General features: G+C 68.3%; 23 protein-coding genes. 15 read left to right on the forward strand and 8 right to left on the reverse strand.

The genetic code is table 11. The annotated features are described in order from the left end of the window. The 7 genes from H261_RS04715 to H261_RS04745 all read left to right on the forward strand — a co-directional run. Nucleotides 1–453, forward strand: a 453-nt coding sequence (locus tag H261_RS04715) for an NAD(P)H-binding protein (protein WP_008614909.1), incomplete at its 5' end; no start/stop codon positions are given. A gap of 14 nt (nucleotides 454–467) precedes the next feature. Further along, the gene (locus tag H261_RS04720) at nucleotides 468–2,327 is read left to right on the forward strand and encodes an ABCB family ABC transporter ATP-binding protein/permease (protein ID WP_008614910.1); all 1,860 of its coding nucleotides are present in this window, start codon (nucleotides 468–470) and stop codon (nucleotides 2,325–2,327) included. 4 nt (nucleotides 2,328–2,331) lie between these two features. Further along, nucleotides 2,332–3,024, forward strand: coding sequence for a tonB-system energizer ExbB (exbB, locus tag H261_RS04725; protein WP_008614911.1), 693 nt, complete (start codon nucleotides 2,332–2,334; stop codon nucleotides 3,022–3,024). Beyond that, nucleotides 3,024–3,446, forward strand: coding sequence for a TonB system transport protein ExbD (gene exbD / locus H261_RS04730; protein ID WP_008614912.1), 423 nt, complete (start codon nucleotides 3,024–3,026; stop codon nucleotides 3,444–3,446). Before exbB ends, exbD begins: the two co-directional genes overlap by 1 nt. Continuing rightward, a complete protein-coding gene (locus tag H261_RS04735; protein WP_008614913.1) occupies nucleotides 3,443–4,141 on the forward strand; it encodes an energy transducer TonB family protein in 699 nt (232 codons plus the stop codon). The genes exbD and H261_RS04735 overlap by 4 nt, the downstream gene beginning before the upstream one ends. A gap of 25 nt (nucleotides 4,142–4,166) precedes the next feature. Continuing rightward, a complete protein-coding gene (locus H261_RS04740) occupies nucleotides 4,167–4,475 on the forward strand; it encodes an antibiotic biosynthesis monooxygenase family protein (protein WP_008614923.1) in 309 nt (102 codons plus the stop codon). Between the two features lie 89 nt (nucleotides 4,476–4,564). Further along, entirely contained in the window at nucleotides 4,565–4,996 is a 432-nt protein-coding gene (locus H261_RS04745; RefSeq protein ID WP_008614925.1) for a CBS domain-containing protein, read from the forward strand. Between the two features lie 84 nt (nucleotides 4,997–5,080). Here H261_RS04745 and H261_RS04750 read toward each other — a convergent pair whose 3' ends face one another. Continuing rightward, nucleotides 5,081–6,058: a phosphoribosylaminoimidazolesuccinocarboxamide synthase gene (locus H261_RS04750; RefSeq protein WP_008614927.1), complete on the reverse strand. Its 978-nt coding sequence runs from the start codon at nucleotides 6,056–6,058 to the stop codon at nucleotides 5,081–5,083. A 229-nt stretch (nucleotides 6,059–6,287) separates the two neighbouring features. On the opposite strand from H261_RS04750, the gene H261_RS04755 reads away from it, so the two are divergent. The 8 genes from H261_RS04755 to H261_RS04790 all read left to right on the forward strand — a co-directional run bounded on the left by H261_RS04755 (nucleotide 6,288) and on the right by H261_RS04790 (nucleotide 15,062). Further along, the gene (locus H261_RS04755) at nucleotides 6,288–7,541 is read left to right on the forward strand and encodes an ABC transporter substrate-binding protein (RefSeq protein WP_040475703.1); all 1,254 of its coding nucleotides are present in this window, start codon (nucleotides 6,288–6,290) and stop codon (nucleotides 7,539–7,541) included. A 39-nt stretch (nucleotides 7,542–7,580) separates the two neighbouring features. Beyond that, complete coding sequence (locus tag H261_RS04760) at nucleotides 7,581–8,450, forward strand: branched-chain amino acid ABC transporter permease (protein WP_008614930.1); 870 nt, start codon at nucleotides 7,581–7,583, stop codon at nucleotides 8,448–8,450. Next, nucleotides 8,447–9,436, forward strand: a complete 990-nt coding sequence (locus H261_RS04765; RefSeq protein ID WP_008614932.1) for a branched-chain amino acid ABC transporter permease — start codon at nucleotides 8,447–8,449, stop codon at nucleotides 9,434–9,436. The genes H261_RS04760 and H261_RS04765 overlap by 4 nt, the downstream gene beginning before the upstream one ends. After that, on the forward strand, nucleotides 9,433–10,170 hold the full coding sequence (locus H261_RS04770) for an ABC transporter ATP-binding protein (RefSeq protein ID WP_040475704.1): 738 nt from the start codon (nucleotides 9,433–9,435) through the stop codon (nucleotides 10,168–10,170). The genes H261_RS04765 and H261_RS04770 overlap by 4 nt, the downstream gene beginning before the upstream one ends. Beyond that, on the forward strand, nucleotides 10,170–10,874 hold the full coding sequence (locus tag H261_RS04775; RefSeq protein WP_008614936.1) for an ABC transporter ATP-binding protein: 705 nt from the start codon (nucleotides 10,170–10,172) through the stop codon (nucleotides 10,872–10,874). Before H261_RS04770 ends, H261_RS04775 begins: the two co-directional genes overlap by 1 nt. Before the next feature lie 58 nt (nucleotides 10,875–10,932). Beyond that, on the forward strand, nucleotides 10,933–12,771 hold the full coding sequence (locus H261_RS04780) for a feruloyl-CoA synthase (RefSeq protein ID WP_008614938.1): 1,839 nt from the start codon (nucleotides 10,933–10,935) through the stop codon (nucleotides 12,769–12,771). Between the two features lie 127 nt (nucleotides 12,772–12,898). Further along, nucleotides 12,899–14,563, forward strand: a complete 1,665-nt coding sequence (locus H261_RS04785; RefSeq protein ID WP_008614940.1) for an acyl-CoA dehydrogenase family protein — start codon at nucleotides 12,899–12,901, stop codon at nucleotides 14,561–14,563. 223 nt (nucleotides 14,564–14,786) lie between these two features. Continuing rightward, complete coding sequence (locus H261_RS04790; protein ID WP_008614941.1) at nucleotides 14,787–15,062, forward strand: HU family DNA-binding protein; 276 nt, start codon at nucleotides 14,787–14,789, stop codon at nucleotides 15,060–15,062. 97 nt (nucleotides 15,063–15,159) lie between these two features. On the opposite strand, the gene H261_RS04795 is transcribed toward H261_RS04790, so the two are convergent. The 7 genes from H261_RS04795 to H261_RS04825 all read right to left on the reverse strand — a co-directional run bounded on the left by H261_RS04795 (nucleotide 15,160) and on the right by H261_RS04825 (nucleotide 23,129). Next, nucleotides 15,160–16,203, reverse strand: coding sequence for an XdhC family protein (locus H261_RS04795; RefSeq protein ID WP_008614942.1), 1,044 nt, complete (start codon nucleotides 16,201–16,203; stop codon nucleotides 15,160–15,162). Nucleotides 16,204–16,207: 4 nt separating this feature from the next. After that, nucleotides 16,208–17,182, reverse strand: a complete 975-nt coding sequence (gene hcrB, locus H261_RS04800) for a 4-hydroxybenzoyl-CoA reductase subunit beta (protein WP_008614943.1) — start codon at nucleotides 17,180–17,182, stop codon at nucleotides 16,208–16,210. Beyond that, nucleotides 17,179–19,488 (reverse strand): 4-hydroxybenzoyl-CoA reductase subunit alpha, encoded by a 2,310-nt coding sequence (gene hcrA / locus H261_RS04805; RefSeq protein WP_008614945.1) that lies wholly within the window; start codon nucleotides 19,486–19,488, stop codon nucleotides 17,179–17,181. The genes hcrB and hcrA overlap by 4 nt, the downstream gene beginning before the upstream one ends. Continuing rightward, the gene (gene hcrC / locus H261_RS04810) at nucleotides 19,485–19,973 is read right to left on the reverse strand and encodes a 4-hydroxybenzoyl-CoA reductase subunit gamma (RefSeq protein WP_040475705.1); all 489 of its coding nucleotides are present in this window, start codon (nucleotides 19,971–19,973) and stop codon (nucleotides 19,485–19,487) included. The genes hcrA and hcrC overlap by 4 nt, the downstream gene beginning before the upstream one ends. 35 nt (nucleotides 19,974–20,008) lie before the next feature. Next, on the reverse strand, nucleotides 20,009–20,476 hold the full coding sequence (locus tag H261_RS04815; RefSeq protein WP_008614948.1) for a MarR family winged helix-turn-helix transcriptional regulator: 468 nt from the start codon (nucleotides 20,474–20,476) through the stop codon (nucleotides 20,009–20,011). A gap of 95 nt (nucleotides 20,477–20,571) precedes the next feature. Beyond that, nucleotides 20,572–20,958, reverse strand: coding sequence for a Cu(I)-responsive transcriptional regulator (gene cueR / locus H261_RS04820; protein WP_008614949.1), 387 nt, complete (start codon nucleotides 20,956–20,958; stop codon nucleotides 20,572–20,574). Beyond that, nucleotides 20,955–23,129: a heavy metal translocating P-type ATPase gene (locus tag H261_RS04825; protein ID WP_008614950.1), complete on the reverse strand. Its 2,175-nt coding sequence runs from the start codon at nucleotides 23,127–23,129 to the stop codon at nucleotides 20,955–20,957. The genes cueR and H261_RS04825 overlap by 4 nt, the downstream gene beginning before the upstream one ends. Nucleotides 23,130–23,207 lie beyond the last annotated feature (78 nt).

The following is a 23,207-nucleotide window of genomic DNA, read 5'->3' on the forward strand; positions in this document are numbered from 1 at the left end:
ACCCTGGGCGGCCGGCCCCCCGGCCGGCCGGTGGACCACCTGGGCAACGTCAACGTGGCCGACACGGCCAAGGCGTTCGGCGCCAGCCGCATGGTCCTGGTCACCTCGCTGGGCTGCGGCGACAGCCGGGCCTACGCCTCCGAGCGCCTGCTGGACGCCATCGGCGAGGTGCTGCTGGCCAAGACCCAGGCCGAGGATCACCTGCGCGCCTCGGGCGTTCCCCATGTGATCGTCAGGCCGGGCGGGCTGGTCGGCGACCCGCCCACCGGCCAGGGCGCCCTTTACGGGGATGCCCGGGTTCACGGCCGCATCACCCGCCCGGACCTCGCCGCCGTGCTGCTGCCCTGCCTGACCGACAGGCTGGTGCTGGGCCGCACCCTGTCGGCCATCGACCGCACCCGGCTGGCGGCGCCCGACGACACCGTCGAGTTCCGCCTGACCGCGGCGGCCTGAGGGGAGATGCACCCATGAGGGGCTCGCCCTCCCTGTCGCCCCTGTCGGGATCCGCCGCCGCTCCGGGTTCGGAATGGCGGGCCTTCGGCCGTCTGCTGCCCTTCCTGTGGCCGGCCGGACAGGCGGTGCTGCGCGCCAGGGTGGTGATCGCCCTTCTCCTGATGGTGGCCGCAAAGGCCGCCACCATCTCGGTGCCCCTGCTCTACAAGGAGGCAGTGGATTCCCTGGGCGCGGCGGGGCAGGCCGCCATGGGCTGGGCCGCCGTGCCGGTGGGCGTCCTGGCGGCCTATGGCGCGGCACGGGTGCTGGCCTCGCTGTTCACCGAGCTGCGCGACTTCGCCTTCGTGGCGGTGGGTCAGCGGGCCATCCGCACCGCCGCCCTGGAGGTGTTCCGCCACCTCCACCGCCTGTCGCTGCGCTTTCACCTCGACCGCCGGGCCGGCGGGCTGGCCCGCTCCATCGAGCGCGGCACCAGGGGGGTGGAATACCTGCTCAACTTCATGCTGTTCAGCATCCTGCCCACTATCGTCGAGATCGTGCTGGTGGCGGTGGTGCTGGCCCGCCTCTATGACGGCGTCTTCGCCGCCGCCACCGTGGCCACCATCCTGGCCTACATCGTCTATACCTTAGGCGTGACCGAGTGGCGGACCAAGTTCCGCCGCGCCATGAACGAGTGCGATTCCGAGGCGGCGTCGCGTTCCATGGACTCGCTGACCAATTTCGAATCGGTGAAGCATTTCGGCAACGAGGAGCACGAGGCCAGCCGCCTGGACCACGCCCTGACCCGCTTCGAGCGCGCCGCCATCGTCAGCAAGAGCACCATGTCGCTGCTCAACATCGGCCAGGGGCTGATCATCGCCGCCGGTCTGGTGACGGTGACGCTGCTGGCCGGGCGGGGCTATGTGGAAGGCTCCATGACCATGGGCGATTTCATCCTGGTCAACGCCTATGTGATCCAGCTCTACCTGCCGCTCAACTTCCTGGGCTTCGTCTACCGCGAGGTCAAGCACGCCCTGGCCGACATCGAGGCCATGCTGGGCCTGCTGGCCTGTCCCCCGGAGGTCGAGGACCGCCCCGGCGCCCGGCCGCTGGTGCTTTCGGGCGGCGAGGTGCGCTTCGAGGCGGTACGCTTCGGCTACGATGCGGAGCGCGGCATCCTCAACGGCGTCGATTTCCACATTCCGCCCGGCCATACCGTCGCGGTGGTCGGGCCGTCGGGCGGCGGCAAGAGCACCATCTCGCGGCTGCTGATGCGCTTCTACGACGTGGACGGCGGAGGCATCCTGATCGACGGCCAGGATATCCGCCAGGTGACCCAGGGGTCCTTGCGCGCCGCCATCGGCATCGTCCCCCAGGACACCGTGCTGTTCAACGACACCGTCCGCTACAACATCGCCTATGGCCGCCCCGGCGCATCCGCCGACGACGTCGAGCGGGCGGCGCGGCTGGCCCGCATCCACGACTTCATCGTCTCGCTGCCCCAGGGCTACGGCACCAGGGTGGGCGAACGCGGCCTGAAGCTGTCGGGCGGCGAGAAGCAGCGCGTCGCCATCGCGCGGACCATCCTCAAGGCTCCGTCCCTCTGGATCTTCGACGAGGCGACCAGCGCGCTGGACAGCCATACCGAGCGGGAAATCCAGGATTCCCTGCGCGCGGCGTCGCATAACCGCACCACCCTGATCGTCGCCCACCGGCTGTCCACCGTGGTCGACGCCGACGAGATTCTGGTGCTGGACCAAGGCCGCATCGTCGAGCGCGGCCACCATTCCCGCCTTCTGGCCATGGACGGGGTCTATGCCGCCCTGTGGCGGCGGCAGCAGCGCCCGGAACAGGATTTCGACGACCTCCCCGAACTTGCCCAATGCGGAGCATGACGCCATGAACACCCCCCTTCCCGCCCTGCCGCACGGACTGACGCCCTGGGGCATGTTCCTGTCGGCGGACATGGTCGTCCAGGCGGTGATGGTCAGCCTCGCCCTCGCCTCGGTGGTCACCTGGAGCATCGGCCTGGCCAAGGTGGTGGAACTGCGCCGCCATGGCCGCCGCCTGGGACGGCTGCTGGACGTCCTCGGCCGCTCGCGCAGCCTGGCCGAGGCGACCCAGGCCGGCGACGCCGCCGGGCCGGTGGCCGCCGCCCTGGCGGAAATGGCCGAGTCCGCCGGGCTGCCCCCCGACGGCGTCCGCGAGCGGGCGGCGTCCCGCCTCGCCCAGTTGGAAGCCGATCACGGACGGCGTCTGGCGGCGGGGACCGGTTTCCTCGCCACCATCGGCTCGACCGCCCCCTTCGTCGGCCTGTTCGGCACGGTGTGGGGCATCATGAACAGCTTCGTCGGCATCTCCAAGGCCCAGGCCACCAGCCTGGCGGTGGTGGCGCCGGGCATCGCCGAGGCGCTGCTGGCCACCGCCCTGGGACTGGCGGCGGCCATTCCGGCGGTGGTGATCTACAACCTGCTGGGTCGCGCCATCGCCGCCCGGCGGGCCGATCTGGCCAAGGCCTCGGGCGCGATCTTGCGGCTGCTGGGCCGCGACCTCGACCGTGGGCGCGCCTCGTTCCGCCAGGCGGCCGCGTGATGGCCGGCGGGTTCGAGCCCGGCGGCGATGCCGGCGAGATGCACGAGATCAACGTCACGCCGTTCATCGACGTGATGCTGGTCTTGCTGATCATCTTCATGGTGGCGGCGCCGCTGGCCACCGTCGACACCGACGTGGACCTGCCGGGCTCCACCGCCGCCCGCCGCGAGACGCCGGACAAGCCGGTGACCCTGACCCTGACCGCCGACCGCTCCGTCCGGGTCGATGGCGTCCCGGTGGCGCCCGAGGCCCTGGGCGGCGCCCTGGACGGGCTGACCGGCGGCAACCGCGAGACGCGGATTCACCTGAAGGCCGACCGCAGCGTCGATTACGGCTCCATGATGGGCCTGCTCGACCGGCTGCGCGGCGCCGGCTACCTGAAGGTGGCGCTGGCCGGCCAGGAAGGCGGAGACAACCCGTGAGCACCGTCCCGGCGGCCCAGCCGGAAGTCCGGCCGATCCTGCTGTCCGCCCCGCTGGTGGCCGCCGCCCACGCGGCGCTGCTATGGGCCGCCATGGGGTGGACGGCGCCGCTTCCCGTGGCGGTTCCCGCCCCCTCCTTCGCCATCGACCTGGAGGCCGCCGCCGTCCCAACCCCGCCCCAGCCTCCCCAGCCCCAGGCGGAGCCCCCCCAGGCCAGGGCCGAACCGCCCCCGCCGCTCCCCCGCCCGGTTCGCAAGTCCGCCGCGAAGCCGGCCGCCGCCGCCCCATCGGTTCCGGCCGCCGAAAGCGCCCAGGCGGCCGAACCGGTCGCCGTCCAGGCCCAGACCGAGACGACGACCGCCGCCACTCCGCCGTCCGCCGCGCCCTCCGTCCCTGCCGTGCCCCAGGCCGAGCTGGCGCGCTGGCAGGGCGTGCTGCTCGCCCATCTGGAGCGGCACAAGCGCTATCCCCGCGACGCCTGGATGCGCCGCCAGGAAGGGGCCGCCACCATCCGCTTCGTCATGGATTCCTCGGGCCGGGTGCTGTCCGCCGTGCTGGAACGGGGCAGCGGCGTCGAATCCCTCGACCACGAGGGCCTCGCCCTGATCGAACGAGCCCAGCCCCTGCCGCGCCCGCCAGGCGGCAGCGGCGACCGGATCGACCTGGCGGTGCCGGTCCGCTTTCAGCTTCGCTAATCCCCCCCTTCATAAGGAGTTCCGTATGTTCATCGCGATGAATCGCTTCAAGGTGGTTCCCGGCCAGGAACAGACGTTCGAGACGGTATGGCGCACCCGCGAGACGCGCCTGCCCGAGATGGACGGCTTCGTCAATTTCAAGCTGCTGCGCGGCCCCAGCACCCAGGACCACACGCTGTTCGCCTCGCATACACTCTGGAAGTCCAGGACGCATTTCGACGGCTGGGTGGAGTCCCAGGCCTTCGGCAAATCCCATCAGGGCGACGGCCGCCTGTCGGGCATCGTCCTGGGCCACCCGGAATTCGAAGGATTCGACATTCTGCAGGAGCTTTGAGGCGAAAGCGTCGTCCGCCATTATCCCGGTTGTGGAGCGGCCCGTTCAGGTTATCCTGCTGGGCCTGTTTCCGAAGTGGAGGACCGCCGATGCTTGTTTCCGAAATCCTTGCCAAGAAGGGCAACAAGATTTTCAAGATCCTGCCGTCCAAGGCCATGATCGAAGCCGTCCAGGGTATGGCGGCCTTCAAGGTGGGGGCGGTGCTGGTGGTGGACGAAAAGGGCGGCACGCTGGGCATCTTCACCGAGCGCGACGTCACCCGCTGCCTGGCGGCCCATGGCGCCGCCGTCCTGGAGAACCCGGTGGGCGACCACATGACCCGCAATCCGCTGACCTGCCAGGGCAGCGACACCGTCGCCTCGGTGATGAGCACCATGTCCACCCATCACTTCCGTCACATGCCGGTGATGGAGAATGGCCAGCTGAAGGGCATCGTCTCGATCCGCGACCTGGTGTCCAACAGCCTGGAGCGCGCCGAGTTCGAGGCCGAAGCCATGCGGGCCTACGTCACCGCAGGGTGACAAAATATTGATCACCACCGCAGGGTGACAAAACAATGATCCCCACCGCAGGGTGACAAGGCGACAGCCCTCACCGCAGGGGGATCAGGGGAAGTACCGCGCCAGATTGCGTCGAATGCGCTCCTTCACCGTCTCGGCGGTGGAGGGTGCTTCGAAGGCCTGGCCGGTCACCGTCTCGAACAGCGCGATATACTTGGCCGAGAATTCCACCAGGGTGTCGTCGGGGATCACCGGGATGGGCTGGGTATAGGGATCGCAACGCGAAGCGATCCAGATGCGCAGGAATTCCTTGTCCAGGCTTTCCGGCTCCTCGCCGCGCGCGTGGCGCCCGGGATAGCTGTCGGCCCGCCAGTAGCGGCTGGAATCGGGGGTGAGGATTTCATCGGCCAGGGTGATCTTCCCCTCGCCGTCCACCCCGAACTCGAACTTGGTGTCCACCAGGATCAGGCCGTGCCGGGCGGCGATCTCGCGGCCGCGGGCGAACAGCGCCAGGGACAGCCGCGCCAGTTCGTCCCACTGGGCCTGGGACAACAGGCCGCGCCCGACCACCTCTTGCGGCGAGACCGGGGCGTCGTGCCCGCCAACGTCGGCCTTGGTGGTGGGGGTGAGGATGGTGGCCGGCAGCTTGTCGTTCTTGACCATGCCGTCGGCGAAGTCCAGGCCGTACATGCTGCGCCGCCCGGCCTTGTACATGGACCAGATGGAGGTGTCGGTGGAGCCGGTAAGGTAGTCGCGCACCACCATCTCGATGGGCAGCATGTCCAGGCGGCGGCCCACCACCACGTTGGGATCGGGATACTCGATCACGTGGTTGGGGCAGATGTCTCGGGTCGCCTCGAACCAGAAGCGCGCCGTCTGGGTCAGCACCTGGCCCTTGAACGGCACCGCCGCCAGTACCTGATCGAAGGCGCTCTGGCGGTCGGTGGAGATCAGGATGCGCCGTCCGTCCGGCAGGTCGTAGTTCTCGCGCACCTTGCCCCGGTAGTAATTGGGCAGTTCGGGGAACTCGGCTTCGGTAAGCACGCCGGGGATGGCGGCGCGGATCGCGGCGGCGGAGGGCATGTCCAGGCATCCATGAGAAAAGAGGCTGCCTTTATCGCATTCCCGGGGGCCGGGAGCAAGGGAACGGCCCGGATTTCAAATCCTTTACCGATTTTATTGTTGTGCAGCACAACAGTTTTTATGCCCAACAATGCCTCTTGACGAACGCGGGCGACTGCCTCACAGTCGTGTTCATCAAAGTCGCCGCAGAGCGACCCAGGAGGCTTTCGAACGCGAAAGGGACGTCCCAATGTCTGACAACACCACGAGTCTGTCCGCGTCACGGACCATTACCCGCCGTCAGTTCACTACGGCCGCGGCGGCCGGCGCCTTGGTTACCACCACCGGATTGCCGTTGCGCCCGGCCCGGGCGGCGACGCCGCTGAAGCTGGGCGTGCTGCTGCCCCGTTCCGGCCATCTGGCCCTGATCGGCCAGGCTTGCCAGCGCGGCGCCGAGATCGGCCTGCCCATGCTCAAGGACATGGGTTATTCCGTCGAGCTGATGAACGCCGACACCGAATCCAACCCGGACGTGGGGCGCACCCAGGCGGAAAAGCTGATCCGCGAAGGCGCCAACATGCTGATGGGAGCCTTCGATTCGGCCACCACCCTGGCCATCGCCGGCGTGGCCGAGCAGAAGGGCGTGCCCTTCGTCGTCAACATCGCCGCCGAACCCAAACTGACCGAACAGGGCTTCAAGTACACCTTCCGCAACTTCCCCTCCGCCGGCATGCTGGGCAAGGGCGGGCTGCTGCTCTACAAGGACATGTTCGCCGCCACCGGCGTGACGCCCAAGACCGCCGTCCTGCTGCACATCAACGACAGTTTCGGCATGGCCATGCTGGGCGGCATCAACGCCCTGATGCCCAAGCTCGACATGCCGTTCACCATCGTCGAGACCATCGCCTACGACCCCAAGGCCCGCGACCTCTCCATCGAGGTGTCCAAGGCCAAGGCGGCCAAGGCCGATTTCGTCATGACCGTCACCCGCCTGAACGACGCCATCCTGCTGGTCCGCGAAATGGTCAAGCAGCAGGTGGAGACCATGGGGATCACCTCCCCCGGATCACCCGGCATGTACGACAAGCAGTTCGTGAAGGCACTCGGCAAATATGCCGAATACTGCTCGGTCAACATTCCCTGGTTCGATCCCAAGCAGGAGATGGCCAAGACCCTGGAAAAGACCTTCGAGAAGGCCTTCCCCGAGGAAAGCTTCGACCTCAACGTCGGCTTCACCTTCGAGGCCGTGCTGATCGCCGCCGATGCCCACAAGCGGGCCGGCAGCAATGATCCGCAGGCGCTGACCGAGGCGCTGCGCGCCACCAACCTGGCCAAGCGGGCCATGATCGGCGGGCCGATCAAGTTCGAGGCCAACGGCCAGAACATGAACCTGCGCTCGGCGGTGGTGCAGAACCTGGGCGGCAAGCCGACGGTGGTTCTGCCCACCGAATCCTCGGAGGCCAAGCTGGTCTTCCCCATGCCGGCGTTCAAGGGCCGCACCTAAAAAAGCCGTACGATCGGCAATGCTTGGCGGGGAGCCGGGATGGACGCCACCTTCTTCATGAACGTGATCAGCGCCGGTCTTTTGACCGGCCTGGTCTACGGCCTGATGGCCCTTGGGCTATCGGTCATCTTCGGCGTCATGCGCGTGGTCAATTTTGCCCATGGCGACATGATGGTGGTGGCGATGTACGCCGCCTTCCTGCTCTTCACCAAGCTGGGGATCGAACCGGTCCCCGCGCTGCCTCTGGTGGCCGGCGGCCTGTTCGTCGTCGGCTACCTGCTGCAGCGCTTCCTGATCAACCACTTCCTCGAAGTCACCGAGCACATCCAGTTCCTGCTGCTGCTCTCGGTGGCCATGATCATCACCAACGTGGTCCTGATGGTGTTCGGCCCCGACGCCCGCAACATCCAGCTTGACGCCAGCTTCGAGAGCTACAGCCTCGGCGGCCTGGTGCTGGACAAGGTCCGCGTCATCGCCGCCTTCACCGCCGGCGGGGTGGCGTTGCTGCTGTGGGCCTTCTTCCGCTACACCACCACGGGAACCGCCATCCGCGCCTGCGCCGACAATCCGGTGGGGGCGCGGGTGGTGGGCCTGGACGTGGAGAAGCTCTACGCCATCACCTTCGGCATCGGCACCGCCTGCGTCGGCGCCGCCGGCTGCCTGCTGCTGCTGCTGGTGGACGTGCACCCGCACCTGTCGTCGGATTACACCCTGCTGGGCTTCATCATCGTCATCCTGGGCGGACTGGGCAGCCTGGGCGGCGCCCTGCTGGGCGGCATCCTGGTCGGCCTGTCCGAGGCGCTGTCGGGCGTGCTGATCGCCCCCAGCCTGAAAAGCATGTTCAGCTTCGGCCTGCTGATCCTGGTCCTGCTGCTGCGTCCGCAAGGCATCCTGGGGAAGAAGCCATGAGCGCCCTGTTCCAAGACCGCCGCGCGGTCCTGCTGCTCGGCCTGCTGGCGATCCTCGCCCTGGCCCCGCTGGCGGCGGGCGACTACCTGCTGTCCATCCTGATCACCGTGCTGCTGCAGGCCTATCTCGGCATGAGCTGGAACGTCATGATGGGCTTCGCCGGCCAGTTCTCCCTGGGCCACGCCCTCTATGTCGGCCTGGGGGCCTATGCCGGCGGCGCCCTGTTCGTCCATTACGGCACCCCGCCGTGGATCGGCGCCATCGCCGGCATGGCGGTCTCGGCCGCCGTCGGCGCGGTGATCGGCACGCTGGGCTTCCGCTTCAAGGTGATGGGCGTCTATTTCGCCCTGCTGACCATCGCCTTCGCCGAGTTCACCCGCGTGCTGTTCGACCATTGGGGCTGGGTGGGCGCCTCGTCGGGGCTGTTCCTGCCCCCCGCCCCCAACAACAGCCCGGACAATCTGTGGCTGCTGCGCGGCTCGACCACCATGTTCTACTACGTGATCCTGGGGATGACGGCGGCCGCCTTCTGGTTCAGCCGGGCCCTGCTGATGCGCCGTATCGGCTATTACTGGCAGGCCATCCGCGAGGACCAGGACGCCGCCGACGCGCTGGGCATCGACGTCTTCAGGAACAAGATGATCGCCGTGCTGATCTCGGCGGCCATGACCAGCCTGGGCGGCGTGTTCCTGGCCTTCTTCAACAACAACCTCTACCCCGAGAGCATCTTCTCCATGCACCGCTCCATCGAGCTGATGCTGGGGACCATCATCGGCGGAATCGGCACCCTGTTCGGGCCGATCCTCGGCGCCGTGGTGCTGACCGCGCTGGGCGAGCTGCTGACCGAGTTGGGCGCCCATATCGGTATCGACGGGGTCAAGCAGATCGCCTACGGCATCTGTCTGATGCTGATCCTGGTCTTGAAGCCGGGCGGGCTGTGGCCGTGGCTGCGCAAGCTGCTGCGCCTGGAGGGGGACGGACGATGAACGCTCCCACTCCCATGCTCACCGTCGACAACCTGGGCAAGAGCTTCCGCGGCCTGCGCGCCGTCAACCAGGTGGCCTTCTCGGTGCCGCGCGGCGACATCGTCGCGCTGATCGGCCCCAACGGGGCGGGCAAGACCACCACCTTCAACCTGATCGCAGGCGCCCTGCCGCCCAGCGACGGCACGGTGGTGCTGGACGGCGAGGACATCACCGGCCTGGGCCAGGCGGCCATCTGCCGCGCCGGCGTCGGCCGTACCTTCCAGATCGTCAAGCCCTTCGCCGGGCTGACGGTGGAGGAGAACGTCATGGTCGGCGCGCTGCGCCATGACAACGGCGACGTGGAGAAGGCCCGCGCCGCGTCGCGGGCCATCCTCGACCTGCTGGAACTGGGCGACCGCGCCAAGGACCCGGCCCAGACCCTGACCCTGCCCGACCGCAAGCGGCTGGAAGTGGCCAAGGCCCTGGCGACGCGGCCCAAGCTGCTGCTGCTCGACGAGGTGATGGCCGGCCTGCGCCCGGTGGAATGCGACCGCATGGTGGCCATCCTCACCGGCCTCAACAAGGAGACCGGGCTGACCATCCTGCTGATCGAGCACGTCATGCGCGCCGTGATGGCGCTCTCCGACCACGTGGTGGTGCTGCACCACGGCGAGAAGATCGCCGAGGGCACGCCCGCCGAGGTCACCAGCCACCCCAAGGTGCTGGAATGCTATCTGGGAGAGGATCACGGATGATGCTGGACGTTCGCGATCTCGACCTGTTCTACGGCGACGCCCAGGCCCTGGACGGCGTCTCCCTCCAGGTGGCCGAGGGCGAGGTGGTGGCGATCATCGGCGCCAACGGCGCCGGCAAGACCTCGCTGATCCGCGCCATCGCCGGCATGAAGAAGCCGGCCCGGGGCACCATCACCTTCGATGGCCACGACATCACCGGACGGGTCAGCTCGATCATCTGCGACTTAGGCGTCGCCCAGGTGGCCGAGGGCCGCCAGATCTTCCCCTCCATGAGCGTGGCCGAGAACCTGGAAATGGGCGCCGTGCTGCCCCGCGCCCGGACCAAGCGCAAGGAGACGCTGGAACGCTGCTACGAGATGTTCCCCAAGCTCAAGGTCCGCTCGGACCAGGCGGCGGGAACGCTGTCGGGCGGCGAGCAGCAGATGCTGGCCATCGGCCGCTGCCTGATGGGCCAGCCGCGCCTGATGATGTTCGACGAACCCTCGCTCGGCCTGGCCCCCGCCGTGGTCGGCGAGATGTTCAAGATCATCAAGGAACTGCATGCCCAGGGTATGACGGTGATTCTGGTGGAACAGAACGTCTCGGCCTCGCTGAAGCTGGCCGACCGGGGCTATGTGCTGGAAAACGGCCGGGTGGTGCTTTCGGGCACCGGCGCCGGCCTGTTGAACGACGACGGAGTCCGCCAGGCCTATCTCGGCCTGTAAGGACTCCGCGGGGACGACAAAAAGAAGCGGTCCTTTGAAGGCGGCTAGGGAGGTCACTATGAATTCGGTTGCCTGGGCACCCATCAATTTCGCGCCCGCGCGGGTGGAAGTGGAAAAGCTGGACGACGGCGCCTTCATCATCCGTTCGCCGGACAGCCTGAAGCCGTTCTCGCGCTGCCTGGGCGACCTGCTGGTCCACTGGGCCGACCGCATCCCCGACCGGACCTTTCTGGCCCAGCGGGCCGGCGACGGCTGGCGCAGGGTCACCTGGAAGCAGGCGCTTTCCATGGTCGAGGCCATCGGCCAGTCCCTGCTGGACCGCGGGCTGAACCGCAACCGGCCGGTGATGATCCTGTCGGACAACAGCATCGACCACGCCCTGCTGGCGCTCGCCGCCATGCATGTGGGCGTGCCGGTGGCGCCCATCTCGCCGGCCTATTCCCTGGTCTCCCAGGACCATTCCAAGCTGCGCTACATCGCCGATCTGCTGAAGCCCGGCCTGGTCTACGCCGCCGACGGCGCCCGCTTCGCCGACGCCCTGGTGATCCCGGAACTGGCCCGCGTCGAGGTGGTGACCAGCATCAATCCCATCGCCTGCGGCGTGACCTTCGACACCCTGCTGGGCAGCACCCCCGGCCCCGAGGTGGAGAACGCCTTCGCCGCCGTGCGGCCCAATACGATCGCCAAGATTCTGTTCACCTCGGGCTCCACCGACATGCCCAAGGGGGTGATCAACACCCAGAAGATGCTGTGCTCCAACCAGCAGGCCATCCGCCAGGCTTGGCCCTTCCTGCTGGAGAGCCATCCGGTGCTGGTGGATTGGCTGCCCTGGAACCACACCTTCGGCGGCAACCACAATTTCAACCTGGTGCTGCGCCACGGCGGGACCCTGTACATCGACGAGGGCAAGCCCATGCCCGGCCTGGTGGAGAAGACCGCCGCCAACCTCAAGGAGATTTCGCCCACGCTGTACTTCAATGTGCCGCGCGGCTTCGACATGCTGATTCCGCTGCTGGAGAAGGACGAGAACCTGCGTGCCAGCTTCTTCAAGAACCTGAAGATCATCTTCTATGCCGGCGCGGCCCTGCCCCAGAACCTGTGGGAGAAGATGGAGCAGCTCTCCATCCGCACCCTCGGTTACAAGGTGCGCATGATCTCGTCCTGGGGCTCCACCGAGACCTCGCCGGCGATTACCAGCGTGCACTTCGACATCTCCCGCGCCGGCATCATCGGGCTGCCCATGGCCGGCTGCGAGGTCAAGATGATCCCCAACGGCGGTAAGCTGGAGATGCGCATCAAGGGCCCCAACGTCACGCCGGGCTATTTCAAGCGCGCCGACCTGACCGCCAAGGCCTTCGACGAGGACGGCTGGTACATCATCGGCGACGCCGGCAAGCTGGCCGATCCCGACGATCCGTCCAAGGGCATCGTGTTCGACGGCCGCGTCGCCGAGGACTTCAAGCTGACCTCGGGCACCTGGGTGCATGTTGGGGCGCTGCGCCTCGCAGTGATCGACGCCGCCGCGCCGGTGCTGCAGGACGCGGTGATCACCGGCCACGACCGCGGGGAGGTGGGCCTGCTGGGCTTCGCCAGCCTGCCCGGCTGTTTGCGCCTGTGCCCCGACGCGGCGCCCGACACGCCCCTGAAAGAGCTGATCAAGCGTGCCCCCGTGCGCGAGAAGATGCTGGCCGCCATGAAGGCCCTGGCCGCCGAGGGCAAGGGCAGTTCGCACCGCATCGCCCGCGCCATCCTGATGGATGCGCCGCCCTCCATCGACGCCAACGAGATCACCGACAAGGGCTACATCAACCAGCGGGCCGTGCTGACCAACCGCGCCCAACTGGTGGAGAAGCTCTACGCCCCCGGTGACGATCCCGACCTCATCCGGATGGGTTGACCTTAAAGCGTCATCCCGATCCATATGAAATTCGTCATCCCGCAAGCGCTATCCGGGATCCAGGAGCCGCTTCCCCTGGATCCCGGCTCAAGGCCGGGATGACGAGAGAAAGCCCAGGGACAAGACCATGATCGATTATCGCACTCCCCTTAGCGACCTGCTGTTCGCTCTCCGCCATGGGGCCGGGGCCGCCCGCCTGCCCCATTGGGACGACGAGACCGCCGAGACCGTGCTGACCCACGCCGCCGCCATGGTCGACGGAATCATCGCGCCGCTCGACCCGGTGGGCGACATCGAGGGCACAAGGCTGGTGGACGGCCGCGTGGTGATGCCCCAGCCCTTCGTCGACGCCTACCGCCAGTTCGCCGGCGACGGCTGGCAGGGCCTCGCCGTGCCGGAGGAGGACGGCGGCCAGGGCCTGCCCCATATCCTCGCCTCGGCCCTGTCCGAAATGCTGTCGGGCGCCTGCATCACCTATCAGATGGTGCTGTCCCTGGCCCATGGCGCCATGCGGACCCTGGCGGCCAGCGGCTCGGAAGAACAGCGCAAGACCTGGATTCCCCGCCTCGCCGCCGGCGAGTATCTCGCCACCATGTGCCTGACCGAGCCCCAGGCGGGCTCCGATCTGGGTCTGGTGCGCACCATGGCGACGCCCCAATCCGACGGCTCGTGGAGCATCTCGGGTGGCAAGATCTTCATCTCGGGCGGCGACCAAAACCTGACCCAGGGCCGCATCATGCATCTGGTGCTGGCCCGCACCCCCGACGCGCCGCCCGGCGTCAGGGGCCTCGCCCTGTTCCTCTGCCCGTCCCTGCTGCCCGACGGCTCGCGCAACCCCATCCAGGTGGTGCGGCTGGAAGAGAAGATGGGCATGCACGCCTCGCCCACCTGCCAGGTGGCCTTCGACGGCGCGCGGGCCGAGATCATCGGCGCGCCGGGCGAGGGGCTGGCCCGCATGTTCACCATGATGAACGCCGAACGCCTGGACGTGGCGGTGCAAGGGGTCGGACTGGCCGAGGTGGCGCTGCAGCGCTCCCTGGCCTACGCCAACGAGCGCAAGCAGGGCCGCGCCGGGAAGGACACGGGTCCCGACATCATCGCCAGACACGGCGACGTGCGGCGCATGCTGCTGGCCCAGATGGCCCTGGCCATGGGGTGCCGCGCCATGGTGATGCGCACCCTGGTCGACCTGGAACTGGGCGACCGGCCGGCCCTGATGGAGCTGATGACCCCGGTGTGCAAGGCCTTCGCCACCGAGGCCGCCATGGAGGCCGCCGATCACGCCATCCAGGTGCACGGCGGCTACGGCTTCCTGCGGGAATACCGGGTCGAGCAGATCCTGCGCGACGGCCGCATCACCCGCATCTACGAAGGTACCAACGGCATCCAGGCCGCCACATTGGCCGGGCGGGTGATCCGCCTGGACAACGGCAAGGCGCTGTCGGAATTCAAGGCCGAGGTCGAGGCCGCCATGGCGGTCGCCTCCCCCGCCTTCGCCCAGGGACTGGGCCGGGCGCTGGCCGCCTGGAACGAGGCCGGCCCCCTCCTGCTGGCCCGCAAGGATATCGGCCTGACCGCCACCGCCTATATGCGGCTGACCGGATTAGTCGCCTTTGGCTCGGCCTGGGCGCGGCTGGAGGCGGCGGCCGGGCATGCCGCCAACCCGGCGCGCATCCGCGCCGTGGCCGCTTTCGTCCGCGACTGGATGCTCCCCGAGGCCTGTCATCTGGCCGAAATGTGCCGAAATCCGTCGGAACTCGGGTCTTTACCCGATGAGGTGTTCATCGCTTGATGATTCCTGGGGAAAACCCCCAGCGATTCGGGACAGGACCGTTGTATTGTTGCGGAAAACCCGACACATTGCTTAACTCCCCGCTGGCCGGAAACCCACCTGTGACAGGGTTTTCAGCCTGGGGTTCGGGTTTCGGCCGGACGGCGTCCTTGCAACAGAGTTGTTGACGTCCGCAACGGTCGTGTCATTTTCAACCGGTCACGACAATTCCATTGGGGGTCTCATGAACAAGCAGGATCTGGTGAACAAGGTTGCCGAGCTCAGCGGTCTGTCCAAGGCTGCTGCCGACAACGTGATCGACGCGACCTTCGCCGCCATCACCTCGGCGCTCAAGGCCGGCGACGATGTCCGCCTGGTCGGTTTCGGTTCCTTCTCGGTGACTCAGCGCGCCGCCAAGGAAGGCCGCAATCCCCGTACCGGCGCCACCATCAAGATCGCGGCCTCCAAGGCCCCGAAGTTCACCGCCGGCAAGGGCCTGAAGGACGCCGTCAACGGCTGATCCCTTCGCCCCAAGGGTGAAACGCCAAGGCCCCCGGAAATCTCCGGGGGCCTTTTGCGTTTTCGGGCAGTCGAGAGGTGCGGGCGGGACGCCCGCCCTAACCTCTCACCCGCATGGGTTTCCCCCGCCGCACCGCGATCAGTTCGGCCAGGACCGACACGGCGATCTCGGCCGGGGTGCGGGCGCCGATGTCGAAGCCCACCGGGGCGGCCATGCGCTTCAGCGCCGGCCCCAGGTCCTCCAGGCGCTGGCAGCGCTTGGCGTGGGTGCGGGTGCTGCCCAGGGCGCCGATGTAGAACGCCTCCGAGCCCAGCGCCGCCCGCAGCGCCGCGTCGTCGAGACGCGGAACGTGGGTCAGGCTGACCACGGCGGTCCGGCGGTCCATGGTGATGCCGGCCAGCACCTCGTCGGGCTCGCCGCAGATCAGGGTGATGCCGGGAAAGCGCGCCTCGTCGGCAAAGGCCCGGCGAGGATCGACCACGGTGACGGCGAAGCCGGCCTGGCGCGCCATGCCGGCCAGGATCTGGCTGATATGGACCGCGCCCCCGATGATCAGGGTCCAGGGCGCCTCGTGGCTGCGCACGAAGACCTCGTCCGCCACCACGCCGCAGGTTCCCTGCCCCAGATGCATCTGGGCGGCCACCAGCCGGGTCTCGTCGAGGGCCAGCGTCCCCCTCGCCCCGTCGTCGCCGACCAGCGCCTGGGCGCCGGTCGCCAGATCGAGAACCAGGGCGGTGGGCTGGCGCACGGCTTGGCTCCGCACCGCCTCTTCCAGCAGGTCGCGTTCGGGATGGAACACCGCCACCCGGATGTTGCCGCCGCAGGGCAGGCCGACCTGCCACGCCGTCTCGTCCTCGACGCCGAAAGCCAGTTGCCGGGGCGGCTCGTTCGGCTCCAGCTCGCGCGCCTCGGCGATGACGGCGGATTCGACGCAGCCCCCCGACACCGAACCGGCAAAGGTGCCGTCGGCATCCACCGCCATGTAGGAGCCGATGGAGCGTGGCGCCGAGCCCCAGGTGACCATGACCACGGCCATGACCACCCTTCGGCCTTCATCCATCCATTTCAGCGCGGTGGCCAGGACCTCGCAGTCATCGGCGGCCATGTCGGCGGGGTCGCACTTGATGGCGTCGAGGCACATGGCGCTACTTCCCGTTCCAGAGGTCGTCCATCTGCTTGCGGGCGACCGCCAGCAGCACCCGGCGGCGGTACTTCACCCCGGCCACCGTGGTCTTGAGGACGTTGGAGACCTTGCGCACCGCCTGGACCAGAGCCTCGGCGGTCTCGTCGTTCCACGGGCGTCCCCACAGGGCGTCGGCGGGAACCATCAGCGGCGCCGAATTGGTGCCGGTGATGGCGACACGCAGGCCGGCGATGACGTTGCCGTCACGCTTCAGGGCCACCGCCACCCCGGCCAGGGGGAAGTCGATGGCGTCGCGCACGCGGACCTTGAAATAGGCGGTCACCCAGCCGGTGGCGGGCGGCACCAGCACGGCGGCCAGCACCTCGCCGGCTTCCAGGGTCAGGTGCTCGGCCCCGCTTTCCCGGAACAGGTCGGCCAGGGCGACCTGACGCAGGCCCTTGGGCCCGACGATCTCGGCCGAGGCGTTCAAAACCATCAGGGCCGGGGCCACGTCGCCGTGATAGGTGGCGTAGCAGCGGTCGGACTTGACCACCACATGGCACTTGTCGCCCTCGTATTTGAGGCAGAAGCCGTTGCCGGACCGCCACCACTCGGACTGGTTATAGAACACGCAGCGGGTGTCCTGGCACAGATTGCCGCCCAGCGTCGCGGCGGCGCGATGGCTGGGCCCGGCCACCAGCGAGGCAGCATGGGCGACGGCCGGCCAGGATTCCAGGATGCGGGCATCCTCGGCGATGGCTTCGAGGGTGGCGCCGGCCCCCAGGCGAAGGGTACCGTCGGCCCCCACCGAAACGGCGGCGAAGCCGTTGATGCCGGTGAGGTCCACCAGGGTCTCGGGACGCCCCAAGCCGCGGCGCAGGTTGGGCAGCAGGTCGGTGCCGCCGGCCAGGGGCTCGGCCCCCGGAGTGGCCAGGGCGGCCACCGCGTCGCTCAACGAGGCGGGGCGCAGGGTCCGGAAATCGGGAAGGATGTTCATTCTGCGGCTTCCTTCGCGTCAAGCAGTTCGGTGATGGTCTCGGGGCTCAAGGGGAACTTGGTGGAGCGCACCCCCACCGCCTCGTAGACCGCCTCGTGCACCGCCGGCAGGAAGCCGGCCAGCATGCCCTCGGACGCCTCCTTGGCGCCGAACGGCCCGTTGGGGTCCAGACTTTCGACGATGATCACCTCGATATCGGGGCTTTCCGCCATGGTCGGCACCCGGTAGTCGAGGATGTTGCCGTGCATCATCTTGCCGTCTTCCCAGCGGGTTTCCTCGGACAGGGCCTGGCCCATGCCCATCCACACGCCGCCCTGGGTCTGGCCCTCGACGGCCAGCGGATTGAGGGCCTTGCCCACGTCCACCGCCACCCACACCTTGTGGGCGGTGACCCGGCCGGTGATCTCGTCGACGCTGGCCTCGACCACTTGCGCCGCGTAGCAGAAGCCCATGGTGGCGCCGATGGCGCTGCCCCTGATCTTCTTGTCGCCCTGGAACTCGGTCGGGCAGGTATAGGTGCCCTTCACCGTGATGGTGCCGGTGTCGATCAGCGCCGCCTTGACCACGTCCTGGAAGGTCAGGCCGGGGTCCTGGCTGCCGGAGACCATGAACACCTCGTCGATGACCTCGATGTCCTCCTCGCGGGCGTCCAGCTTCTTGGCCGCCGCCTTGACCAGGACGGCCTTCAGCTCCTCGGCCGCCGAGATGGAGGCGTTGCCCACCATGAAGGTGACGCGCGACGAGTACGAGCCGTTGTCCTTGGGGGTCAGCGCGCTGTCGGCCGAGATCACCCGGATGCGGGAAAGCCGCACGCCCAGCACCTCGGCCGCCACCTGGGAGGCCATGGTGTTGGAGCCCTGGCCGATATCGGCGGCGCCGGTCAGCAGGGTGATGCCGCCGTCGAAGTCGAGCTTCAGGTTGACGGTGGCGTGGGGCTCGCCGGTCCAGTGCTTCGGCGTCGAGGTGCCCGACACGAAGTGGGACAGCGCGATGCCCAGGCCCCGGCCCTTGGGCAGCTTGCCCTTGCGGGCATCCCAGCCCGAGGCCGCCTTGACCTTCTCCAGGCATTCCGGCACGCCGTAGCTCATCACCTTCTGGGCGTAGAGCGTGGTGTAGGGAATCTGCGGCAGCATGTTGAGCTCGCGGATACTGAACGCGTCGATGCCCAGTTCCTCGCCCATCTCGGTCAGCAGCGCCTCGAAGGCGGCGCGGGTGTCCACCGTGCCGTGGCCGCGCATGGCGCCGCAGGGCGGCGTGTTGGTGTAGACACGCCAGGCGTCGTGCTTGATGGCCGGGATGTGGTAGAGCCCGTGCATCAGCGCGCCGGTGTAGAGGATGGTGATGATGCCGTAGCCGGCATAGCCGCCGCCGGCCTGGGTGGCCTCCAGGGCCAAAGCGGCGATCTTGCCGTCCTTCTTCAGGCCGATCCTCATCTTCACTTCCGTCCACGGACGGCCGCGATGGGCGATGAAGGTCTCTTCCCGCGTCTGGATCAGGCGCACATTGCCCTTGGCCTTGCGGGCCAGCAGGCCGGCGATGATCTCGAAGTGCAGGCACTCGGTACGCGCCCCGAAGCCGCCGCCCAGGAAGGGCTTGATCACCCGGATGCGGGCCGAATCCATCTGCAGGCAGGCCGCCACCTTGAGGTGCACGTAGTACGGCACCTGGGTGGTGGTGTTGAGCGTCAGCATGTCGCGGACGGGATCGTATTCCGCCAGGGTGGCGTTCAGTTCCATGTGGACGTGGTTGACCTCGGCGAAGGTGTAGACCTTCTCGCGGATCAGGTCGGCCTCACTGAAGGCGGCCTCCACGTCGCCGAACTCGGCGTGCACTTCGCGCAGCACGTTGTTGGGCTTGTCGTCGTGGATGGCGACGGCGCCTTCCTTCATGGCCGCCTTGGGCGTCATGTAGGCGGGCAGCACCTCGTACTCGACCTTGATCAGCCCCAGGGCCTTTTCGGCGGTCAGTTCATCGATGGCCGCGACGGCGGCCACTGGATCGCCGCGATAGCGGACCTTGTCCTGGGCCAGCGGGTATTCGTTTTCGGCGATGGGCAGCACGCCATAGGGGACCGGCGTTTCGACGCCCGTGCAGACGGCGAACACGCCATCCAGCGCCTCGGCCGCCGAGGTGTCGATGGAGACGATGCGGGCATGGGCCACGGGACTCCTGAGGATGCGCCCCACCAGGGCGTCGGGGGCGGCGATGTCGGCGGTGTACTTGGCCTTGCCGGTCACCTTCTCGACGCCGTCGACCAGGGGCGTGCGGGCGCCGACCGTACCGTTCTTGGGGAATCTCGGGCTCATTCGGCCGCCTCCTGACAGGAGCAGCGCGCCTTGGCGGCCACTTCCACCGATTCGATGATCTTCACATAGCCGGTGCAGCGGCACAGATTGCCGGCCAGCGCATCCTTGATCTGATCCCGGTTGGGATTGGGATTCTTGCGCAGCAGCGCCTCGGAGGCCATCAGCATGCCCGGGGTGCAGAAGCCGCACTGGGTGCCCAGCTTCTCGTGGAAGGCGGCCTGCAGCTTGGAGATGGTACCCTGGGTCGCCAGGCTTTCCACCGTCTCCACCTTTTTCCCGGCCACCTGGTGGGCCAAGGTCGAACAGGCCAGGCGCGGCCGGTCGTCCACCAGCACGGTGCAGGCGCCGCACTCGCCGCCGTCGCAGCCCTGCTTGGTGCCGGTGAGGTTGGTCACCTCGCGCAGGTAGTCGAGCAGCAGCATGTTGTCGGGCACCAGATCCTCGCGGGCACGGCCGTTGAGGGTCAATCTGAGGATGCTTTTCAAGGTCTTCCTCCCTCGGAAGCTTTGGGTCTTGTTGTTCAGTACAGACGCTTGAGCAGGCTGATCAAAAGGCGCCGATCGCCCTCGGACAGTCCGGCGGAAAAATCCAGGTCCTGGCGGACCACTCCTTCCTCGATGCGGCGCAGCGCCAATTTGCCCTCGGGCGTCATGCGCAGGTGGTAGGAGCGGCGGTCGTTGGGGGCGGCGTCGCGGCGGATCAGCCCCTTGTCCTCCAGGGCGTTGACCACCTTGACGATGGACGAGCGGTCCACCTCCATCACCTCGGCCAGACGGCTCTGGGTCAGGCCGGAATTGTTGGCGATCACCTGCAGCATGCCGTAGAGGCCGGGCGTGATGCCCTCGGCGGCGGTGACGGTCTGGGCGAAATGCTTGAAGGCCGCCACCTGGGCACGGCGCAGGTGAAACCCCAGCTCGTCGGTCATGGGACCGAAGGAGGTTCCCCTTCCCTCGTCCTGTTCGGCGGCGATGACCTGACTGCCCGACATGGCGATACCCTCATTCCAATTCCGGGCATTGTTGACCAGGTCAACGACTTTGGCAACAAGATTGTTTACCTAGCAAACAATCGCGGCGATATCGTTCACGTCGCCAGTTCCTCCAGGATCGGGCATGCGGGATGATCGTCGCCGCAGCAGCGGGTGGTGAGGTCCAGCAGGGTGCGGCGGATGGTATCCAGTTCGGCGATCTTGCGCTCGATGTCGGCCACATGCTTCAGGGCGATGGCCTTGACGTCGGCGCTGGCCCGCGAGCGGTCGCGCCACAGTTCCAGCAGCCCGGCCACGTTCCCCACCGAAAAGCCCAGCGAACGCGCCCGGTGGATGAAGCGCAACGTCTCCACCTCGTTGGCGGTATAGGCGCGGTAGCCAGCGGCGGTGCGCCCCGCCGCCGGGATCAGGCCGACGGATTCGTAATAGCGGATGGTCTTGGCCGAGACGCCGGAGCGCCGTGCCGCCTCGCCGATGTTCATTTCATCCTCCAGCGCCGCAGCAACAGGGAATTGCTCACCACCGACACCGAGGACATGGCCATGGCGGCGCCGGCGATCACCGGGGTCAGCAGGCCGAGCGCCGCCGCCGGAATGGCCACCACGTTGTAGGCGAAGGCCCAGAACAGGTTCTGGCGGATTTTCGACGTGGTGGCGCGCGAGATGGCGATGGCCTCGGGCAGACGAGCGGGGTCGCCCTTGACCAGGGTGATGCCCGCCGCCTGCATGGCCACGTCGGTACCGGTGCCCATGGCGATGCCGATATGGGCGGCGGCCAGGGCCGGGGCGTCGTTGATGCCGTCACCCACCATGGCCACCACCTTGCCCTCGTCCTTCAGGCGGCGGATTTCCGCCTCCTTGTCCTCGGGCAGCACCTCGGCCAGCACCCGGTCGACCCCGGCGGCGCGGGCCACCGCGGCGGCCGCGCGGGCATTGTCGCCGGTCAGCATCACCGCCCCGATGCCCATCGCCTTCAGCCGCGCCACGGCGCCGGCCGCGCTGGTCTTGACGGGATCGGCCACCGCGACGAAGCCCAGCATGCGCGCTCCTTCCGCCACCCACATCAGGGTGCGGCCCTGAGCCTCCTCGGCCTCGGCGGCGGCGGCCAGCGGACCCGGAACGATGCCACGCTCGGCCATCAGCCGGCGGCTGCCGATCAGCAGGGCACGGCCCTCGACCTCGGCCTCCAGCCCCCTTCCGGGCAGGCTGCGGAAGGCGCCGAGCGGCGAAAGGGACGTACCGGCGGCGGCCAGCAGGGCGCGGGCCAGGGGATGCTCGCTGCCCTGCTGGGCGGAAGCGGCAAGGCGCAGCAGGCCGGCCCCGTCGCCGTCGGCGGCCCTGACCGCCGCCACCGCCGGGCGGCCCTCGGTCAGCGTCCCGGTCTTGTCGAACACCATCACCTGGACCTTGTGGGCCAGTTCCAGCGCCTCGGCGTCCTTGATCAGGATACCGTGCCGCGCCGCCAGCCCGGTGCCGACCATGATGCCGGTGGGGGTGGCGAGGCCGAGCGCGCAAGGGCATGCGATGACCAGCACCGACACCGCCGCCACGAAGGCGGTCTGCAGGTCGCCGGCCAGCAGCCACCAGCCGAGGAAGGAAGCCAAAGCGATCGCCGTCACCACCGGCACGAACACGGCGGAGATGCGGTCCACCAGCTTCTGCACCGGCGCCTTGGCCGCCTGGGCGCCCTGGACCATGCGGATGATGCGGCTGATGGTGGATTGGGCCCCGACCCGGATCGCCGCGACCCGCAGCAACCCGTCGCCGTTGACCGAACCGGCCACCACCTCGTCGCCGGGACCGCGCGGCACCGGCAGGCTTTCGCCGGTGATCAGCGATTCGTCCATCTGGGACTCGCCGTCCACCACCTTGCCGTCGACGGGAGCGCGCTCGCCGGGGCGGATCAGCACCACCTCGCCCACCGCCACCAGAGCGGCGGGAACCTCGATGACCAGTCCGTCGCGCTCGACCCGCGCGGTGTCGGGCTTGAGGCGCATCAGGGCGCGGATCGCCCCGGCGGCGGAGCGCTTGGCGCGGCCTTCCAGCAGCTTGCCCAGCAGCACCAGGGTGATGACCACCGAAGCGCCTTCGAAATAGAGATTGCCGTGATGGGCGTCGCCGGCCACCACATGCCAGGCCGACAGGCCGAAGGCGGCGGAGGTGCCCAGCACCACCAGCACGTCCATGTTGCCCACCCCGCCCTTCAGCGAGGCCCAGGCGCCGGTATAAAAGCGCGCCCCGATCCAGAACTGCACCGGCGCCGCCAGCAGCAGCTGGATTTCCGCCGGAATCATGATGTGCAGCCCGGCCATGTCCAGCACCATCTGCCCGACCAGCGGCAGGGTCAGCAGGGCGGAAATGATCAGCAGGCGCAGATGGCGGGCCGATTCGGCGGCATGCTCGGCCTCCTCCCGGTCCAGGTCCTCGTCGCCCTGTTGGGCGAGATCGGCCTGGAAGCCGGCCTTGACGATGGCCGAGACCAAATCCTCCGGCCGCGCCCTGCCGCCGTCGAAACGGATGTCGGCGCGCTCGGCCGCCAGGCTGACCAGCGCCTGCTCGACGCCGTCCACCTTGCCCAACACCCGCTCCAGGCGGGTGGAACAGGCGGCGCAGGTCATTCCCTTCACCGGCAACGACAGGCTTTGACTGGTCATGGCTGGGTCCTCGGCTGGCGATTCATGGACCCAGTGTTGACCTTCCCGTCACTGGAAGGTCAACACCTGTTTTCGCCG

Origin of the sequence: Paramagnetospirillum caucaseum (assembly GCF_000342045.1) — a bacterium.
In the GTDB taxonomy this organism is placed as follows: Bacteria; Pseudomonadota; Alphaproteobacteria; order Rhodospirillales; family Magnetospirillaceae; genus Phaeospirillum; species Phaeospirillum caucaseum.

What these genes read in the sequence shown, in the direction of transcription:
- H261_RS04720 (WP_008614910.1), top strand. Translation starts at nt 468, where the DNA reads ATGAGGGGCTCGCCCTCCCTGTCGCCCCTGTCGGGATCCGCCGCCGCT.
- exbB (WP_008614911.1), top strand. Translation starts at nt 2,332, where the DNA reads ATGAACACCCCCCTTCCCGCCCTGCCGCACGGACTGACGCCCTGGGGC.
- exbD (WP_008614912.1), top strand. Translation starts at nt 3,024, where the DNA reads ATGGCCGGCGGGTTCGAGCCCGGCGGCGATGCCGGCGAGATGCACGAG.
- H261_RS04740 (WP_008614923.1), top strand. Translation starts at nt 4,167, where the DNA reads ATGTTCATCGCGATGAATCGCTTCAAGGTGGTTCCCGGCCAGGAACAG.
- H261_RS04745 (WP_008614925.1), top strand. Translation starts at nt 4,565, where the DNA reads ATGCTTGTTTCCGAAATCCTTGCCAAGAAGGGCAACAAGATTTTCAAG.
- H261_RS04750 (WP_008614927.1), bottom strand. Translation starts at nt 6,058, where the DNA reads ATGCCCTCCGCCGCCGCGATCCGCGCCGCCATCCCCGGCGTGCTTACC.
- H261_RS04755 (WP_040475703.1), top strand. Translation starts at nt 6,288, where the DNA reads ATGTCTGACAACACCACGAGTCTGTCCGCGTCACGGACCATTACCCGC.
- H261_RS04760 (WP_008614930.1), top strand. Translation starts at nt 7,581, where the DNA reads ATGGACGCCACCTTCTTCATGAACGTGATCAGCGCCGGTCTTTTGACC.
- H261_RS04765 (WP_008614932.1), top strand. Translation starts at nt 8,447, where the DNA reads ATGAGCGCCCTGTTCCAAGACCGCCGCGCGGTCCTGCTGCTCGGCCTG.
- H261_RS04770 (WP_040475704.1), top strand. Translation starts at nt 9,433, where the DNA reads ATGAACGCTCCCACTCCCATGCTCACCGTCGACAACCTGGGCAAGAGC.
- H261_RS04775 (WP_008614936.1), top strand. Translation starts at nt 10,170, where the DNA reads ATGCTGGACGTTCGCGATCTCGACCTGTTCTACGGCGACGCCCAGGCC.
- H261_RS04780 (WP_008614938.1), top strand. Translation starts at nt 10,933, where the DNA reads ATGAATTCGGTTGCCTGGGCACCCATCAATTTCGCGCCCGCGCGGGTG.
- H261_RS04785 (WP_008614940.1), top strand. Translation starts at nt 12,899, where the DNA reads ATGATCGATTATCGCACTCCCCTTAGCGACCTGCTGTTCGCTCTCCGC.
- H261_RS04790 (WP_008614941.1), top strand. Translation starts at nt 14,787, where the DNA reads ATGAACAAGCAGGATCTGGTGAACAAGGTTGCCGAGCTCAGCGGTCTG.
- H261_RS04795 (WP_008614942.1), bottom strand. Translation starts at nt 16,203, where the DNA reads ATGTGCCTCGACGCCATCAAGTGCGACCCCGCCGACATGGCCGCCGAT.
- hcrB (WP_008614943.1), bottom strand. Translation starts at nt 17,182, where the DNA reads ATGAACATCCTTCCCGATTTCCGGACCCTGCGCCCCGCCTCGTTGAGC.
- hcrA (WP_008614945.1), bottom strand. Translation starts at nt 19,488, where the DNA reads ATGAGCCCGAGATTCCCCAAGAACGGTACGGTCGGCGCCCGCACGCCC.
- H261_RS04815 (WP_008614948.1), bottom strand. Translation starts at nt 20,476, where the DNA reads ATGTCGGGCAGTCAGGTCATCGCCGCCGAACAGGACGAGGGAAGGGGA.
- cueR (WP_008614949.1), bottom strand. Translation starts at nt 20,958, where the DNA reads ATGAACATCGGCGAGGCGGCACGGCGCTCCGGCGTCTCGGCCAAGACC.
- H261_RS04825 (WP_008614950.1), bottom strand. Translation starts at nt 23,129, where the DNA reads ATGACCAGTCAAAGCCTGTCGTTGCCGGTGAAGGGAATGACCTGCGCC.